Raw genomic sequence first — 16103 nt, 5'->3', positions numbered from 1 at the left:
AAACCAGCCTCCGAAGCGCGGCTATTTCGCCTTCGCTTTGGCTTTCGAACCGCCTTTGCCAATGACGGAAGCAGCGAGCGACGCAGCACCTCGGGCGGCGACCATGACCGCGCCGGCAGCGACGTTGGCCGTGGCCTTGGCCGTGCGCATCGCACTGCCGCCCAAGGAGTGGCTGGAACTCGCGGGCTTCTTCGGCTTTGCGGCTTTTGGCGCGGCTTTCGCTGCGGCCGGCACCACTTTCTTCGGCGCTGCCTTGCCGAAAGCCGGCTTGGCGTCCTTGGAACGGGCTGTCATCGCCGGGCCGGCGCCGATTTTGGATTGGGTCGCCTTGCCCTTGGCGGGCGCAGGCTTTTTTGCCTTGGTTGCCATTGGACCGAATCCCTCTTTTGGCACAATTGTCGTGTCGGGATAACGGCCTGAAAGTCTTAAGGTTCCCCTTGCACAATCCGTCGAATCAAGCGGAAAGGCCGATCACCAGATCGGCGGCACTGCGCCGCGCGAGCACGCGCTCGATGTTGGGCAGGTCGTTGGAAGCGATCCAGGCGCGCGCATCTTCATCGGAGCGGCCATGCTCGTGCCAGCGCTCCATCAGGCGGCGCTCGAGCTCGTTGCGCGGCACGTCGACGAAGATCGAGAAATCGAACAGCGGCGCCAGCCGCGACCACGGCTCTTCGTCGAGCAGCAGGTAATTGCCCTCGACCAGGATGAACTTGGTTTCTGTGGCGACGATCGAGGCTGCGGCGCGCGACAGTTCCATGCTGCGGTCGAAGACCGGAATGGCGATGTCGGGTTCACCGGCACGGATACGCTTCAGCAAGGCCTCAAAACCGGCAAAGTCGAAGGTTTCCGGCGCGCCCTTGCGCGCGCGCAGACCGCGCCGCTCGAGCACGGCGTCGTCATAGTGGAAGCCGTCCATCGGTACGACCTCCGCTGCACCTTCGGGCAGCAGTTCATGCAGCCTTGCCGACAGCGTCGACTTGCCGGCGCCCGGTGGACCGGCAATGGCGACGATGAAGCGGTTTGCCTTGCCGGCACGCTTGAAGATGGTGGCGGCGAGATGGGCGATTTCGGACATGAGAGCCTCTCTGGCAGAGCTTCAGATCCACCATGTTCCGCATGATGATTTCGGCCACATCTTGGCGACAGTTCACGGAAATTTCAAACCCTGCGGCCGCGCAATCACACCTACGAGGCCAGCGGCTGGCCGATGCGCAGGAAATCGCTGTCGAAGGGAACCTCCCGCGTCGAACCACCGGCTTGCAGCCGCATGCGGCCATCCGCCGTCATGACGTCCCGCGGCGGCTCGCCGCCCGACAGCGGCAGGACGCCGATGACGTGGCGAAAGGACACGCTTTGGCCTTCGCCCAGCGCAAAAGCGGTCGCCACCCCTTCGCGCTTCAGCCAGTTGTCGCCGATCGAGGCGGCATGGCCGACGGCAGCGCGGCCATCCTCGATGCCGAGCACGCCAAGGTGGCGGCCGCTCCATGGGGCGTAGTCGCGCCCGCCATTGCTGAACCACAGCATGGTGATTGGCAGTTCGGCCGGGTTCTTCAGCACCAGCACCAGATCGTCCTCGGCCTGTCGTGCAAGCGCGGTCCATCCCGGCCCGCCATGGTCGGCTTCGACCAGCGTGATGAAATCCTCGCGGCGGTCATCCATACGGTATTCCGTCAGGTCGAGCGTGCCGCCGCCGGCGGCGGGAAAATGACCGAGATCGGCGGAGCGCGCCGGATAGGCGAGCATGAAGCGGCCGCGTGCGGGATCGGGCTCCAGCGGGTCGTCCAGCGTCGCGGCAAAACGCTTCGGCGAAAAGGCCAGCCTGCCGCCGCCGGTCATGGCCGTCATCGGGTGATGGGCGACCGAGATGGCACCATGGCCGCCTGAAAACGCATGCTCCTGGTAGAGGAAGGGATGGCCGTCGTGCAGCGTCAGGATCTTGTCGACCGAAGCGCCCATTACCTTGTGCCGCAAGCGGTAGACGGCGCGCCAGCCATCGTCGGTCGCGACACTTTCGACGACATCCCAGGCGCTGTTGGCCGTCCAGCCATGCAGCGGCGCTTCCTCGACATCGCTGCGCGAAAACGGCGCGCAGAGGAAATCGCCGGACAGCCGAACCGTGCCTTCCGGCAGGTCTTTCGGCAGCGTCTCGTTCGCATCGACCCAGGGCGCGCGATGCAGCGGCTTCAGCTGCCGCCCGCCGCCCTCGACGACCATGTCGGCGATGTGGCCGACCGTGAGGTCGAGCGAAACCGAAATGCCTCTGGCCTTGATGGTGTGGATGGTCATTGCGCTGTCACCGATTCTGAAGGCGCAAACTGAACCGTTCGGCGGCGGTTGCGCAAGCACTGCGACAGGGCATTTTTGCATCAGCGCCCTTTCACCCTCCCCACAAAGGGGAGGGTGAGCTACTGTCGCTTGTATTCCCGCACCGGCGACTTGGTGTCGTCGGTGTAGGTAACCTGCACCGACATCGATTTCACGCTGTCGGCGACCTTGAAATAGGGTTGGTAATCGTAGGGGATGGCGTAGGGGTCCTTCTTGTCGCAAGGCGGCATCTTGATCTCCTTGTCGAGTGCCGCGCCGTTCAGGCTGTAATGCACCTGTTTGATGGCGCAGCGGTAGGACAGCATCTGGGTGAAATAGACCAGGCCGTGGTTGCCGCTGGCATCGAAGGCGATCCACGAGGTCCAGAACTGGTCGAGGATCTGCTTGTTGCCTTGCTGAAGCGCTGTCTCGGGGTCGAAGCGGATGTCGAACGGGCCGGTCTCGCGGCCCCTGATGTCGAGATATTTGATCGCAATGATCCCCGCCACCGTGCTGTCCGGCATCTCGAAGCTCGGATTGGCCATCGGCTTGCCGGTCGTCTGGTCGTTCATGGCCAGGAAACCGGTGTCGGTGAACGGACCGCTGTCGCCCATGCGCCAGGAGATGGCGGTCGCCGGCTCGGGCAGCGAGATGGTCATCGACCAGCCCTGGTTGGAGCGCATCGGCGTCAGCGAAGGCACGAAGCGGGCGGGGTCGAGCACGTCGCCAAGCGCCGCCAGCCGGCTGCGGCTGCGGTCCAGCCAGTCGGCCAACTGCGTCTGGTCGACGAAATATTTGAGCAGCCCGCCATCCTTTTCGTAGGACGTGAACTTGGTCAGCGCCTTGGCCTCGTTGCGCTTGTCGGCCAGCGTCTGGGCGCCGAGGCGGTCTTCGGAAAACTCCTGCGCCAACAGGAAATAGGCCGGCGCGAAATCTGGATTGGCTGATATGAAGGCGTTGAGCTTGTCGAGGCGCTGGGCGTCGTCGAACTGCTGGATATGCACGAGCTTGATCGACAGCGCCTTGCCCTTGTCGGCAAGCGCGCCGAACACCTCACGCGCGCCGGCCTTGCCGTCCTGCACCCGAAGCAGCGTGGCAAAGCGCGTATAGGGGTCGATGGCGTCGACGTCGAAGCCGGCAAAAGCGAGGTAGGAGCGCCGCGCATTCAGCATGTCGCCGGACAGCTCGTAGACGCGGGCATTGTGGTAGAACTCGTCCGGCCGCTTCGGCTCGGCGATCGCCCCGCCCTGCGCGGCCAAGGCGGCAAAGCCCTTGGCGATGATGTCGATCGAGGCGGCGATCTGCACGGTCGTCGCTTGCAGCTTCTCGGTCTGGGCCTGCTGCTGCGCCTGGCCGGCGACCAGCGTCTCGGTCTCCTTCTTCACCTCGTCGGTGGTCTTCTGCACTTCCGCCGTCTGCTCAGTCTGCTGCTGCTGGACGGACGCGATCTCGTCGGTCTTTTTCGCCACCGTGTCGGTCGACTGCTTGACCGCCTCGACCGTCTTTTGCGTCTGCGTGACGGTCTGCTCGATCTTCGCAACTTTCTCGGTAACGATGCCCATCGACTGCTGCAGCCCGGCGATGGCCGGCACCAGGCTGGCGATCACCCCGTGCTGGGCGTTGGTCTGCTGCTGCAGGCCGTAGACGCCGCCGGCGACGGCCGCCGCACTGGTGGCGAAGATCAAGGCCGGCAGCGCCTTGGCCGCCAGCACCAGCCGGAGCACGATGGCAATGGCGATGATGATTGCGGCCACCGCGGCGACCAGCGCGACATAGGCGGCGAACGGCGCCAGCGGATTGAGGATGTCGGATACGGCACCCCCGACAAAGGCGACGCTGCCGGCCCATTTGCCGGTGCGGCTGAGTGATGCCCTGATAAGCGAGGGCGCAGCGCCCCCGGCCCCGATATTCGTCATGCCAAGCCCCCAAGCCCTCGATACCACGCCCCTTCCCACGGAAAACGCGGCCTTGGCAAGCAAAGACACGGGAAAACCGGCGTTTTCGCGGCGGATGCCAAGCTTGCGCGGCTCGACAATCCTGGGGCTAACCGGCATTAACCAAATGGACGCAACAGCTGCGTTACGTTAGCGTCGTCTCATCTCAGCAACAGCCGACCCAGAACAGTCCAGCCCTTGTCCTACCTGCGTCCCCTTCCGCTCATCCAGAGAGTTTTTGCGGCACTAGCCCTGCTGGTGCTGCTGGCCGGCTGCGCCACGACGCCGCCCGACAGCGTGCTGGCCGTGCCCGCGCCGGCGCAGAAATATGCGGCCATCGTGGTCGACGCCAGGACCGGCAAGCAGCTGTTCGAGGTCAGCTCGACGGCGCAGCGCTACCCCGCCTCGCTGACCAAGATGATGACGCTGTATCTTTTGTTCGAGGCACTGGAGTCCGGCCGCGTCAGCAAGCAAACGCAGATCCCGGTTTCGGACCATGCCGCCTCGCAGCCGCCGACCAAGATGCGCTTCCGGCGCGGCGAAAGCATCGACGTCGATTCCGCGATCCGCGCCATCGTCGTCAAATCGGCCAACGACGTGGCGGTGGCGGTCGGCGAATATCTCGGCGGCTCGGAGGATCAGTTCGCCGCCATGATGACATCCAAGGCGCGCCAGCTCGGCATGACCAGCACCACCTTCCGCAACGCGTCGGGCCTGCCCGACGATGGCCAGATGACGACGGCGCGCGACATGGCGGTGCTCGGCATGGCGCTGCATCAGCGCTTTCCCCAGCAGTTCCACTATTTCTCCGAAAGCGACTTCATGTTCCGCGGCCGGCTGGTGCGCGGCCACAACGACATGCTCGGCCGCGTGCGCGGCGTCGACGGCATCAAGACCGGCTACATCAGGGCGTCGGGCTTCAACATCGTCACCTCCTACAATGCCGACGGCCGCAATCTGATCGTCGTGGTGATGGGCGCCGACTCAGCCCGCCAGCGCAACGACCACGTCGAAGCGCTGATCCAGCGCAGCCTGTCGCCGACCACGGACGGCGCCAAGACTAGGCTGATGTTCGCCGAGCAGTGAGGAGTGGTCCGCGTAGCGGACAAAAAGCCAATTGCTTGGCTTTTTGAACGACGAACGCCCTGAGCCTGCGAAGGGCGAGCTGCCGGTAGCAAGCATCGCGCTTGGCTGCGCGGGGATGGATATCGATAGGAATTTTTTCTTGACCCTGAGGGCAGCTATGCTACTATTTTCGGTATGGTGCTGAGTCGCGCCAATTGATCGACTGGAAACGTGACCCGCCCGCAAGGCGGGTTTTTTGTTGCCCGCCGCCCTGCAGAACCTTGTGCACGTTGGCGGGACAGCGCCCCCCTCTGTCTGCCGGATGTTCGTCGCTCGGAAAGCCAAGCAATTGGCTTTCCGCCCGCTGCGCGGACCGCTCCTCAACCCCCGCAAGGGGGGAGATTGGCAGCTTCGGCGCTCCGCTCACTCCTGTGACGGTGGAAATTGGCGAAAGCCGGGACAACAGCCAATCTCCCCCCTTGAGGGGGAGATGTCCGGCAGGACAAAGGGGGGTGATTGGCGCAAACATCGGGCAAGTTCTTCCCGCTCCGGCCAATTTCGAACGTCTCCACCCTCCCTGAGGGGCGAGCCGCCGTCAGCCACATCGCCTCTCCGATCAAAAACACTTGTCCGGCCTGCGAAATCCGTGCCCGGCGCTGGCTATGCGCCGCCACCTCTGTCTATCGTCGCCCAGCACCCTCAGGAGCCCACCATGAGCACCGTCCCCAAAACGCCCGAACAGGCGGCAGACAATCAGAACGATGACGGCGGCGAGTATTTCGAGGCGCCGATCGTCGGTGAGCTGGAGGCCGATCCGGTATCGGACGAACACTTCGACACGCCCGAAGTGCCGGACTCCGAACCGGCAGGCCCCGGCGCCCACCGTGGCAAGCCGAAGAAAAAGCCGTCGGCGATATCGGGCCGCAAATTCCGCAAGCGCGATCTGGTGCGCATCGACACGCTGCGCCCGAGCCTCGCCGACCGCATCCGCTCGGACCATCCCGACCTGCCGGCCGGCGCCCGCATCAGCCGCGCCGAGCTCGGCCGCTACCGCATGCGCTATATGGAGGAGCTGCTGCAGCAGGAGCACGGCGAATTCTCCGAGCTCGACCGTCAGGTGGTCGAATCGATCGCCAGGCAGGACACGATTTCCGAAAACTCGGAAGAAGAATTCGAGGAGCACCGCACCTTCGCCGACCGCGTCTCCGACAACATGGCGGCCTTCGGCGGCAGTTGGTGGTTCCTGATCTCGTTTGGCAGCGTGCTGCTGGTGTGGATCGGCATCAATCTGGTCGCCGGCATGTCGAGCGCCTTCGATCCCTACCCCTTCATCCTGCTCAACCTGCTGCTCTCCTGCATTGCCGCCATCCAGGCGCCGATCATCATGATGAGCCAGCGGCGGCAGGAGTCCAAGGACCGCCTGCGCTCCTTCAACGACTACCGCGTCAACCTCAAGGCCGAGCTCGAAGTGCGCCATCTGCACGAAAAGCTCGACTACCTCATCTCGCGCCAATGGACGCGCCTGGCCGAAATGCAGCAGATGCAGCTGGATGCGATGCACGAACTGGCGGGCGCCAAGAAGCCGAAGCGGGCGGTGCGTGGAAGGCGGACGGTGAAGGCGGGAACCTCATAGGCCGCAGCCTGGAGCACCGGGCCAAGTCGCTACGCCAATCGCCAATTGCCCGTTGAAGCCCGCCCCGGCTTCCGCTAAGAAGCCGTGACTTGCCGGTTCACCGGCTGGTTCGTTTTCCGGATTCCGGAAAGCACCCGTAGCTCAGCTGGATAGAGCGCTGCCCTCCGAAGGCAGAGGTCACAGGTTCGAATCCTGTCGGGTGCGCCAGTTCATGTAGGACCGTTTCGGGGCACTGCGTTTGTCGTTGGCAGCTTTGCGGTCGAGCAGGCTCACGCGGCCCTTCAGCCCTTCAAAGGCATAATTCTTCTCAACCGCCAGCCAGGGCAACCGCCAGCGTTCGGCGGCGAGGGTGTCGCGAGCCCGCGAATGGGCCACCTGCGTCGTGAAGAAGGTGCACCCCTCATTGCTCGGCTGCCGGCCGGCCGTCGAACCACATGTAATAGGAGGCGATGAGCATTTGGCGCCCCTCGAACGCGTCCAGCAATGTTACCGACCCGACACCGATCGGAGTGAGTGCGCCCTATCTCCGCTTATGAGGCACCGTGCCGTTCTCCCGCGGCTGGGGAGCGCCTAGAGCATCAGATAGATGATCCGGCCCAGAGCGCCAAAAAGCAGCGCGAAGGCTGCAATCGACTGGACGAAGAAGCCGGGATAGCGCTTCAAGGGCGCGGTGCGATACCCTACGAAATATGCAATCCGACCTATCATCCAGAGCAGCCCAAGGCCGGAAGCCCACGCGGCATTCCAGTAGATCGCGAACAGCCACATCGACGGCATTAAGATAGGAAACCATTCCACCGCGTTGGCATGTGCCCGGATGGTTCGTTCAAGGAGCGGGTCGCCGGTCATTGCGGGCGCCAGTATGCCAGGCTTCTTGTGGGTTCTCGCGACCGTCACCGCCATTCCGAATATCATCAAGCTACAAAACAGCGTCACGAGAGCTACCGGGTAAAGCCGTTCCATGTTTGCCTCCTCTCATGGTCGGGACAGTAGGCAAGCAAAGGTTATCGGCAAGGGCAAGGCGCAGGCAGATCTTTCCTGACAGCCAGCGCCAATAAGAGCGGGGTTGTCAGTTACATAATTGCCCTTTTTGTTAATCATCCGAAAACGATGGGCAAGTTGGAATGCCATCAGCGTTCCTTCCGTGGAGGCGGTGATGGCCATCGACATACCGCCGTGACCGGCCTGCTGCCGAAAGGTGGCGGCATTTTGTTGCGCGATTGACACGCTGCCCGGCGGAAGGCAAAGAGTGACACATTATTGGCAAAGGGGAATGTCGATGAAGAAAATCTATCAGAAGCCCGTTTTCACGAAGCGTGAGCGACTGTCGTCAGTGACGGCTTCGCCCAGCTCATCCGGGATTATCGATTAACCAAGAGAGTTACAGTTTTGGAAAGCCCGCTGCCGAAAGGTGGCGGGCTTTTTGCTTTCTCCAGGAAACGACAGCCGATTCCGCAAGTCGGCTCCGTCAACCTCAATTTCAAGTTCGGCAGACGCAACTGCCTGTGGGACCGCGTGCAGGGCACGGTTAGCGGACCAGTGCCGAAGGCCTGAAGAAAGACAAGGCGGAATGGTTAGCCCGGCCTTGTCGGACGGGTGCGAAGAAATGCATCGCCATGCGAAGCTGCTGGACTGCCCGGAGGAGAAGTAATGCCCGTGGTAAAAAGGCCCCCCCTGAAGCGCGAGAACAGGCTCTGCACTCGCGATCTAGACCATCAGGCTTAATTGCTGGATTCCTGTTGTGCCGGTAGCGTAATCGGGCTGGGGTGTCCAGCACTGGCCGGCACGGCGTGTCCAACCCCAAATTCGCAACCGTGCCGGTCTGTTGCACCAATGGGAATGAATGTCTCGGGCTTCGACCTTGCCCCCCCCCTTCCGCGCAAGAATTGTCTGCATTGCCGCCATCAGCTCTTCGTCCCACTGGTCAGGTTTCCCTAACGGTCGAAGGTAAGCCAGCGCTGGCCCGCCGAGTCGCGTTACCCCGCCACCCCCCGCACACTCTCCCGCTCCACCAGCGGACACTCCAGCTTCGTGATCGGATACCGCCCCCGTCCAGGCGCCGCCGGCGCTTCCAGCTGTTCGATCGCCCATTGGCCCATCGCCATGTGCGGCAGGATCGAGGTCGTAAGCGGCGGGAACAGATGCCTGGCGATTTCCTCGTCGTCGTAGCCGACCACGGAAATGTCTTGCGGAATGTGCAGGCCGGCTTCCTTCAGCGCTTCGTAGCAGCCGATCGCGGTGCGGTCGTTCTGGCAGAAGATGGCGGTGGGCTTGTCCCTGAGCGCCAGCAGCTTGACGGTTGCGGCATAGCCGGCGCTGGCCGACCAGTCGCCCTCGACCACCAGCTCGGGATCGAACGGAATGTCGGCCGTGGCGAGCGCGCGGCGGTAGCCCTTCAGCCGGTCCTGTGCCGCCTGCATCCACGGCTCGCCGGTGATGGTGGCGATGCGGCGGTGGCCGTGGCTGATCAAATGGCGGGTCGAGCTCTGGCCGCCGGCGATCTCGCTCGGCACCACGGCAGGGAAGGCGTAGTCCGCCGTGTAGCAGTTGAGCAGGATCACCGGGATGTCGAGGCCGTAGAGATAGTCGGGCGCTGTGATCTCGCGGGTGAAGATGGTCATGTAGATCAGCGCCGAAATGCCCCGCTTGGTCAGCGCTGAAATGGCGCGCGGCTCCATGACGGAATCGCCCAGCGTCTGCGCCACCAGAAGCACGTTGCCGGCATTCCACGAGGCCTGGCGCGCGCCCTCGATGGCGACCACGGCTTCAGGGCTGGTGGCGAGCTGGTCGACGGCAAAGCCGATCACCCCGTCCAGCCCTTCGAAGGCGGGCCCCTCGAAGGCAGGCAATGCCGGGTGAAGCGCCTCGAAAGCGGGCGCGGTGTAGCCAAGCGTCCGTGCGGCCTCGATCACCCGTTCGCGGGTCTGCTGCGACAGCTTGATCCCTGGCGAATTGTTGAGCACGAAGGACACGGTCGCCTGCGAGCAGCCGGCGGCCCTGGCGATATCGATCATGGTGACGCGGCCCTTGGCGCCCTTGGCCGGCGCCTTGCGCCGCCTCGCCGTGTCGCTGGCCCGATCCGTCGTCTCGCTCATGGTAAATCCCAGTCTGGCTGGCCGGTCAGGCCGGCAAGGTGGCGTGACGCCGTCGATTTATCGGAATAACATCAAGCTCGTTTATAACTATTAGTATGCCGGAGGTCCATCCGCCACGCATCTCCATACAAGCTAAAGCTCAATTAACAAAAGGCCTGGGCAGCGGCCCAGCGGTGAGGGCGGCATGCCGGCGGGCACACCGCGAAACCGCTGGCATTGGCTCGGAACTAATACTGTTTACTAATACAAAAATGCGCTGTACCGTCAATCGTCGCATCCGGCCGGTCACGTCCGGGGCGGCGGGAGAGTACGAAAAATGGCCCGGTGGCGAGCGGATACTATCTCCGCAAGCCTTGTCTCGGATATGTGATATGTCAGACAAATCGGACTATTTACGAATGAGGGATGAGTCTCTAAGGTCGCTGTCGTGGCTGGAACGACGCCATTCTTTCGGTGCCGGGAACCCCTTTGAGGAGGAGGGCGTCCACGCTGCAAACGGCAAATCAGGTCAGTGCAAGATCGGCCGGTCCAACGACTGAGCCAAACGGGAGGTTGAACATGAAATCCTTGATACGCAATGCATCCGTAGCCGCGACCGCGCTGCTGCTTGGCCTGTCGGCCACGGCAATCGCGCGCGCCGACGACAAGCCGACGCTGGCCTTCGTCGTCAACGGCGCTTCCGATTTCTGGAAGGCCGCCGAAGCCGGCGTCAAGAAGGCGCAGGGCGAACTGCCCGACTATACGCTCGAGCTCAAATATCCCGAACAGTCCTCGGTCGCCATCCAGCAGCGGCTGATGGACGATCTGGTGACGGCCGGCGTCAAGGGCATCATGGTCTCGGCCGTCGATCCCAAGACCTCGACCGATGGGTTGAATAAGATCGCCTCGGAAACCGCGCTGTTCACCACCGACTCGGACGCGCCGCAGACCAAGCGCGTCGCCTATATCGGCTCGTCCAACGTCGATGCCGGCAAGCAGGCGGCCGAAATCGCCAAGAAGGCGATGCCCAATGGCGGCAAGTGCCTCGGCTTCGTCGGCCTGCTCGGCGCCGACAATGCCAAGGAGCGCATCCAGGGCATGAAGGACGGCCTGGCCGGCACCAAGATCGAGCTGATCGACGTGCGCGGCGACGACATCGACCAGGCGCGCGCCAAAAAGAACGTCGAGGACGCGCTGGTCGCCAGCCCCGACGTCACCTGCATGGTCGGCTTCTACTCCTACAACACGCCGCGCATCTATGAAGCGCTGCGCGATGCCGGCAAGCTCGGCTCGATCACCGTCGTCGGCTTCGATGACGATCCGATCACGCTGGGCGGCGTCAAGGAAGGCACCATTGCTGCCACCGTCGTGCAGCAGCCCTTCGAATGGGCCTATCAGGGCATGAAGCTGATGGCTGCCTATCTCAAGGGCGACAAGTCGGGCATCCCGGAAGGCAACCTCATCATCATCCCGACCAAGATCATCGGCAAGGATGACGTCGACGCCTACGCCGCCAATCTGAAGGCGATGGCCGGAAACTAAGACTTGAAGCAGTTCAGCCGGCTCAACGTCGCTTGGGCCGGCTGCTCGCATTGACGAACACCGCGAGGATCGTCAGTCTGCCAAAAGCCAAGAGCATGATCCCGAAAAGTGGAAGCCGGTTCTCGGAAAAGATCATGCCCAGAAATTGGCCCGCCAATCGCTGTCAGGCATGATGAATTATTCCGACACATCCATTGCTGCATCCGTGACCGCCCCGTTCCTCAGCCTTGAGAACGTGCGCAAGACCTATCCGGGCGTCGTCGCGCTCGACGGCTTCTCCATGGAGGTCAGGCCGGGCGAGGTCATCGGCCTTGTCGGCGAAAACGGCGCCGGCAAATCGACGTTGATGAAGATCCTCGGCGGCGTCACCAGGCCCGACAGCGGCACGATCACCGTCGACGGCACCGCGCATGACAGGCTCTCCGTCGAAGCCAGCCTGGGATCGGGCATCGCCTTCGTCCACCAGGAACTCAATTTGTTCGAAAATCTGGACGTCGCCGCCAACATCTTCTTCGGCCGCGAACCTTTGCGCGCCGGGCCGCTCAAGCTCGTCGACCGCGCAAAGCTGCGCACCATGGTGGCGCCGCTTTTGAAGCGCGTCGGCGCCAATTTTTCCGCCGACACGCCGGTTGCGACCCTGTCGCTGGCGCAGCAGCAGATGGTCGAGATCGCCAAGGCGCTGTCGATCGAGGCGCGGCTGGTCATCCTCGACGAGCCGACATCCAGCCTGCCGCTCGCCGAGACCGACAAATTGCTCGACGTCATCAAGGCGCTGAAGGCCGACGGCATCAGCGTCATCTTCATTTCGCACCGCCTGCACGAGGTCGAACGCGTCGCCGACCGCGTCGTGGTGCTGCGCGACGGCATGCTGGCCGGCACCTTGCCGAAGAGCGATATCGGCCATGACCAGATGGTCAAGCTGATGATCGGCCGCATGCTGAAGGAGCGCGAAAAGGCCTCGGAAGCGGCGCGTGCGCCCGGCGCCGTAGCACTTGCGGCCAAGGCCATCCGCACCCCTGCCTATCCCGGCCGCCCGGTCGATCTCGACGTCAGGCGCGGTGAAATCCTCGGCCTCGCCGGTCTTGTCGGTTCCGGCCGCACCGAGCTGGCGCGGGTGTTCTTCGGCATCGATTCGAAGCTTGGCGGCGCGCTGGAACTCGACGGCAAGCCGCTTGCGCTGGCTTCCGCGGCCGACGCCGTCGCGCACGGCATCTTCCTGGTGCCGGAAGACCGCAAGCTCACCGGTATCCTGCTCGACCTGTCGATCGCTCAGAACATTTCGCTGCCCAATCTGCCCGCGCATGCGCGCCGCTCCCTGGTGTCCTCAAGCGCCGAGACCTCCACCGCCGAGAAGCAGAAGAAAGATCTCGGCATCAAGGCGCCTTCGGTGCAGACGCGCACCGGCACGCTGTCGGGCGGCAATCAGCAGAAGGTCGTGCTCGGCAAGTGGCTGGCCATGAACCCCAAGGTGATGATCCTCGACGAGCCGACGCGCGGCATCGACATTGGCGCCAAGGCGGAAATCTACGGCCTGATGCGCGCATTGGCCGATGCCGGCGTCGCCGTGCTGATGATCTCGTCGGACATGGAAGAGGTGATCGGCGTGTCCGACCGCATCGCCGTCATGCATGAGGGCCAAATCTCCGGCATTCTCGACAAGGACCGGTTCAGCCAGGAAAACGTGCTGCTGCTGGCGGTGGGCAAGCAGCCGAAGTAGTTTTGCCGGGGTCGCGCAAGCGCGATCTGCTCAGGCATTGGGGAGACGACGATGAGCAAGAAAGATCTCGGCCTGCTGATCCTGATCCTGGTGGTCGGGGCGATCGTGGCGATCATCAATCCGCGCTTCCTGCTGCCGATCAACCTCGCCAACACCTCGAACCTGATCGGCCTGTTCGGCATCCTGTCGATCGGCCAGGCCTTCGTCATCATCACCGGCGGCATCGAATTGTCGGTCGGCTCGGTGGTCGCGCTGCTTGGAACGCTCTTCATCGACTTCATCGCCGTGCGCGAGGTGGGCTGGCCGCTGGCCTTCGTGCTGATCCTGTTCCTCGGCGCCATCATAGGCCTGGTGCATGGCTGGCTGATCACAAGGCTCAAGCTGCAGCCTTTCGTCGTCACTTTGTGCGGCCTGTTGATCTACCGCGGTGTCGCCCGCTTCTACACCGCCGACGGCACGGCGGGTTTTGCGTTCGGCCAGAATTTTCCCGAGCTCGAATTCCTGACGGCCGGACGCTCCTATGGCGTGCCGAACAGTTTCATCGCGCTGATCGTTATTTCGATCGTCATGTGGGTGGTGCTGCATCGCTCGGTGTTCGGCCGCTATCTCTACGCCATCGGCAAGAACGAGGAGGCGGCGAAATATTCGGGCATCCGCACCGGCCGTGTCGTCATCGCCGCCTATGTCATCTGCGGTGTGCTGACGGCGCTGTCGGCGATCTATTTCGCCATGTACACGCGCTCGATCTCGCCGGCCAGCCACGGCCAGTTCTACGAACTCTACGCCATCGCCGCCGCCGTGCTCGGCGGCTTCTCGCTGCGCGGCGGCGAAGGCTCGCTGATCGGCGTCATCCTCGGCACGGTGCTGCTGCAGGAGCTGCAGAATCTCGTCAACCTGCTCGGCATCCCGTCCTCGCTCAACTTCGCGGTGATGGGCGGCGTCATCCTCATCGGCGTGCTGGTCGACCAGCAATGGGGCGTGTTCCGGGAACGGCGGCTGATGGTCGACGCCACCCGCAAGGGCGTGGCGGGCCAGGCTGCGGAATAGCTAGCCTAGATCAGGCCCGACATGTCGGAAAAGGCCATCGCCTTGCGCAGCACCTCGGCGAAGCGTTCGCCGGCGGCTTCGCGCGGGCCGCTGTTGTCGATCGAGGTGACGCCGGGCCCGGACAGAGTGACATTGGCGCTGCGTGCCAGCCGCGCCAGCACTTCGCCGCGGGACTCCCGGCCGCGCATCGCCAGACGCTCGGCCAGCACTTCAGGCGAGGCAGTGATCTCGACGACGGCCAGGTTGGCATAGCGTTCGCGCAAGGAGGGGATGATCGCGCGCGACACATTGGCGACAGCGACACGGCCATTGGCGACAGACCAGTCGACATCGGCGGGGATGCCGTAGCGCAAGCCGTGTGCTTCCCAGGAAATGGCGAAGGCGCCATCGGCTTCGGCTTCGGCGAAGGCAGCGTCGGCCAGCGTGTCGTGATCCTCGCTTGCGGCATCGCTCGGCCTGGTGATGACCCGGCGGACGAACTCCAGCCGCGTTTCGTCGGCAAAATGGTTGCGGGCGTAGCCGATCACCGTGTCCTTGCCGGCGCCGCTTGGGCCGACGACGGCGACGAAAACGCCATCGCGGATCGGAAACGTCTCGGCCGAAAGTTCCCGCTCGATCAGTGCCGACACCATCATGCCACCCGGCGTCCCTGCCGCCACACGGTGCGCACGACCGGAACATGGTCGTCGACGCGCACCCGTACCAGATCGGCGCGGCGGCCCTGCTCGATGACGCCGCGGTCGGTCAGGCCAACCGCATCGGCCGGGTTCTTCGAGACCATGGCGACGGCCTGCGGCAGGGAAATGCCTTCGACGACATCGCCGAGGAAGAACGCCGACTGGATCAGGCTGAAGGGAATGTAGTCGGACGACAGGATGTCGAGCAGGCCGTCGCTGGCCAGCGTACGGGCCGAGACATTGCCCGAATGCGAGGCGCCGCGCATAACGTTTGGCGCGCCCATCAGCACACCCATCCCGGCCTCTTTCGAGGCCCTGGCGGCCTCTTCCGTGGTCGGGAATTCGGCGACCCGCACGCCCTGCTCGATCGCTTCGTCGACATGGCCCGATGTGGCGTCGTCGTGGCTGGCCAGCACGATGCCGCGCTCCTGGCAGGCGGCGGCGATCACCGCCCGGTTCGGCGCCGAATTGCGCGCCGATTCGGCCATCCGCTTTTCGCAGAACACCTTGAAGTCGCGATCGGTCAGCTTCAGCTTGCGCTGGTAATAGTAGGCATAGGTTTCGAGATTGACGAACTGGCGCTGGCCTGGCGCATGGTCCATCAGCGATGCCAGCTTAACCCGCTCGTCGCCGTCGAAATTGGCGAAAGCCCTGAGGCAGTCGGGTGCCGAAACCTCGCAGCGCAGGTGGATGAAATGGTCGGCGCGCAGACGGTCCTGCTTCACACTGTCCTCGATCGCGTCGGCCAGCTTGCGGATGTCGGCCGATGTCAGGTCGGCGTCTTCGTCCATGCCGACGCGCAAGGCGTCCAGCACGGTGGTGATGCCGGCGGTTGCCACCTGCGCGTCATGGGCGAGCACGGCGGCGATCGGATTCCAGCGCACCTTGGGCCGCGGCGCGTAATGGCCTTCGAGATGGTCGGTGTGCAACTCGACCAGCCCGGGAATAATATAGTCGCCGCCCATATCCTCGCCGATGCGGCCAGAGCCAAGGCTTGCGCCGGCTTCGATGCCGGCGATAAAGCCGTCGCGCAGCACCAGCGAACCTTCGACGATCTCGTCGGCAAGCACGATGCGGGCATTGTGGAGAACAGTCTCGGCGGTCATTTCA

Annotated in this window: 13 protein-coding genes, 1 tRNA gene and 1 pseudogene; 7 read left to right on the top strand and 8 right to left on the bottom strand. The window is 63.7% G+C overall.

The annotated features are described in order from the left end of the window. Nucleotides 1–103 precede the first annotated feature (103 nt). On the top strand, nucleotides 104–412 hold the full coding sequence (locus A9K65_RS35575; protein WP_198327556.1) for a hypothetical protein: 309 nt from the start codon (nucleotides 104–106) through the stop codon (nucleotides 410–412). A gap of 42 nt (nucleotides 413–454) precedes the next feature. On the opposite strand, the gene A9K65_RS02630 is transcribed toward A9K65_RS35575, so the two are convergent. The 3 genes from A9K65_RS02630 to A9K65_RS02620 form a co-directional block, all read right to left on the bottom strand. Then, nucleotides 455–1075: a nucleoside triphosphate hydrolase gene (locus A9K65_RS02630; protein WP_013528389.1), complete on the bottom strand. Its 621-nt coding sequence runs from the start codon at nucleotides 1073–1075 to the stop codon at nucleotides 455–457. Nucleotides 1076–1185: 110 nt separating this feature from the next. Continuing rightward, nucleotides 1186–2286: a hypothetical protein gene (locus A9K65_RS02625; RefSeq protein ID WP_064992834.1), complete on the bottom strand. Its 1101-nt coding sequence runs from the start codon at nucleotides 2284–2286 to the stop codon at nucleotides 1186–1188. A gap of 119 nt (nucleotides 2287–2405) precedes the next feature. After that, complete coding sequence (locus A9K65_RS02620; RefSeq protein WP_027161060.1) at nucleotides 2406–4220, bottom strand: hypothetical protein; 1815 nt, start codon at nucleotides 4218–4220, stop codon at nucleotides 2406–2408. Between the two features lie 216 nt (nucleotides 4221–4436). Between A9K65_RS02620 and A9K65_RS02615 the strand changes: the two genes are divergently transcribed. From A9K65_RS02615 to A9K65_RS02600, 3 genes are all read left to right on the top strand, one after another. Then, a complete protein-coding gene (locus A9K65_RS02615) occupies nucleotides 4437–5324 on the top strand; it encodes a D-alanyl-D-alanine carboxypeptidase family protein (protein ID WP_013528386.1) in 888 nt (295 codons plus the stop codon). Nucleotides 5325–6015: 691 nt separating this feature from the next. Further along, nucleotides 6016–6936 (top strand): DUF1003 domain-containing protein, encoded by a 921-nt coding sequence (locus tag A9K65_RS02605; RefSeq protein WP_064992835.1) that lies wholly within the window; start codon nucleotides 6016–6018, stop codon nucleotides 6934–6936. Nucleotides 6937–7066: 130 nt separating this feature from the next. Continuing rightward, nucleotides 7067–7143, top strand: a tRNA-Arg gene (locus A9K65_RS02600). A gap of 51 nt (nucleotides 7144–7194) precedes the next feature. Here A9K65_RS02600 and A9K65_RS35865 read toward each other — a convergent pair. From A9K65_RS35865 to A9K65_RS02580, 3 genes and pseudogenes are all read right to left on the bottom strand, one after another. Next, nucleotides 7195–7314, bottom strand: a pseudogene (locus A9K65_RS35865) (DUF899 family protein); the annotation flags it as partial. Between the two features lie 192 nt (nucleotides 7315–7506). Then, the gene (locus A9K65_RS02590) at nucleotides 7507–7899 is read right to left on the bottom strand and encodes an MAPEG family protein (protein ID WP_064992836.1); all 393 of its coding nucleotides are present in this window, start codon (nucleotides 7897–7899) and stop codon (nucleotides 7507–7509) included. A gap of 1013 nt (nucleotides 7900–8912) precedes the next feature. Continuing rightward, complete coding sequence (locus A9K65_RS02580) at nucleotides 8913–10031, bottom strand: LacI family DNA-binding transcriptional regulator (RefSeq protein ID WP_064992837.1); 1119 nt, start codon at nucleotides 10029–10031, stop codon at nucleotides 8913–8915. Nucleotides 10032–10589: 558 nt separating this feature from the next. Between A9K65_RS02580 and A9K65_RS02575 the strand changes: the two genes are divergently transcribed. From A9K65_RS02575 to A9K65_RS02565, 3 genes are all read left to right on the top strand, one after another. Next, on the top strand, nucleotides 10590–11552 hold the full coding sequence (locus A9K65_RS02575; RefSeq protein WP_013528381.1) for a sugar-binding protein: 963 nt from the start codon (nucleotides 10590–10592) through the stop codon (nucleotides 11550–11552). 172 nt (nucleotides 11553–11724) lie between these two features. Beyond that, entirely contained in the window at nucleotides 11725–13269 is a 1545-nt protein-coding gene (locus A9K65_RS02570) for a sugar ABC transporter ATP-binding protein (RefSeq protein ID WP_081714222.1), read from the top strand. 51 nt (nucleotides 13270–13320) lie between these two features. Beyond that, nucleotides 13321–14316, top strand: coding sequence for an ABC transporter permease (locus A9K65_RS02565; protein ID WP_027161057.1), 996 nt, complete (start codon nucleotides 13321–13323; stop codon nucleotides 14314–14316). A gap of 5 nt (nucleotides 14317–14321) precedes the next feature. Here A9K65_RS02565 and phnN read toward each other — a convergent pair whose 3' ends face one another. Next, nucleotides 14322–14951: a phosphonate metabolism protein/1,5-bisphosphokinase (PRPP-forming) PhnN gene (phnN, locus tag A9K65_RS02560; protein WP_024502021.1), complete on the bottom strand. Its 630-nt coding sequence runs from the start codon at nucleotides 14949–14951 to the stop codon at nucleotides 14322–14324. Continuing rightward, nucleotides 14948–16099 (bottom strand): alpha-D-ribose 1-methylphosphonate 5-triphosphate diphosphatase, encoded by a 1152-nt coding sequence (locus A9K65_RS02555; RefSeq protein WP_063169766.1) that lies wholly within the window; start codon nucleotides 16097–16099, stop codon nucleotides 14948–14950. Before A9K65_RS02555 ends, phnN begins: the two co-directional genes overlap by 4 nt. Between the last annotated feature and the right edge of the window lie 4 nt (nucleotides 16100–16103).

The sequence above is a fragment of the Mesorhizobium sp. WSM1497 genome, assembly GCF_001672455.2.
GTDB lineage: Bacteria > Pseudomonadota > Alphaproteobacteria > Rhizobiales > Rhizobiaceae > Mesorhizobium > Mesorhizobium ciceri.
This window is presented reverse-complemented; position numbering and strand designations above follow the sequence as displayed.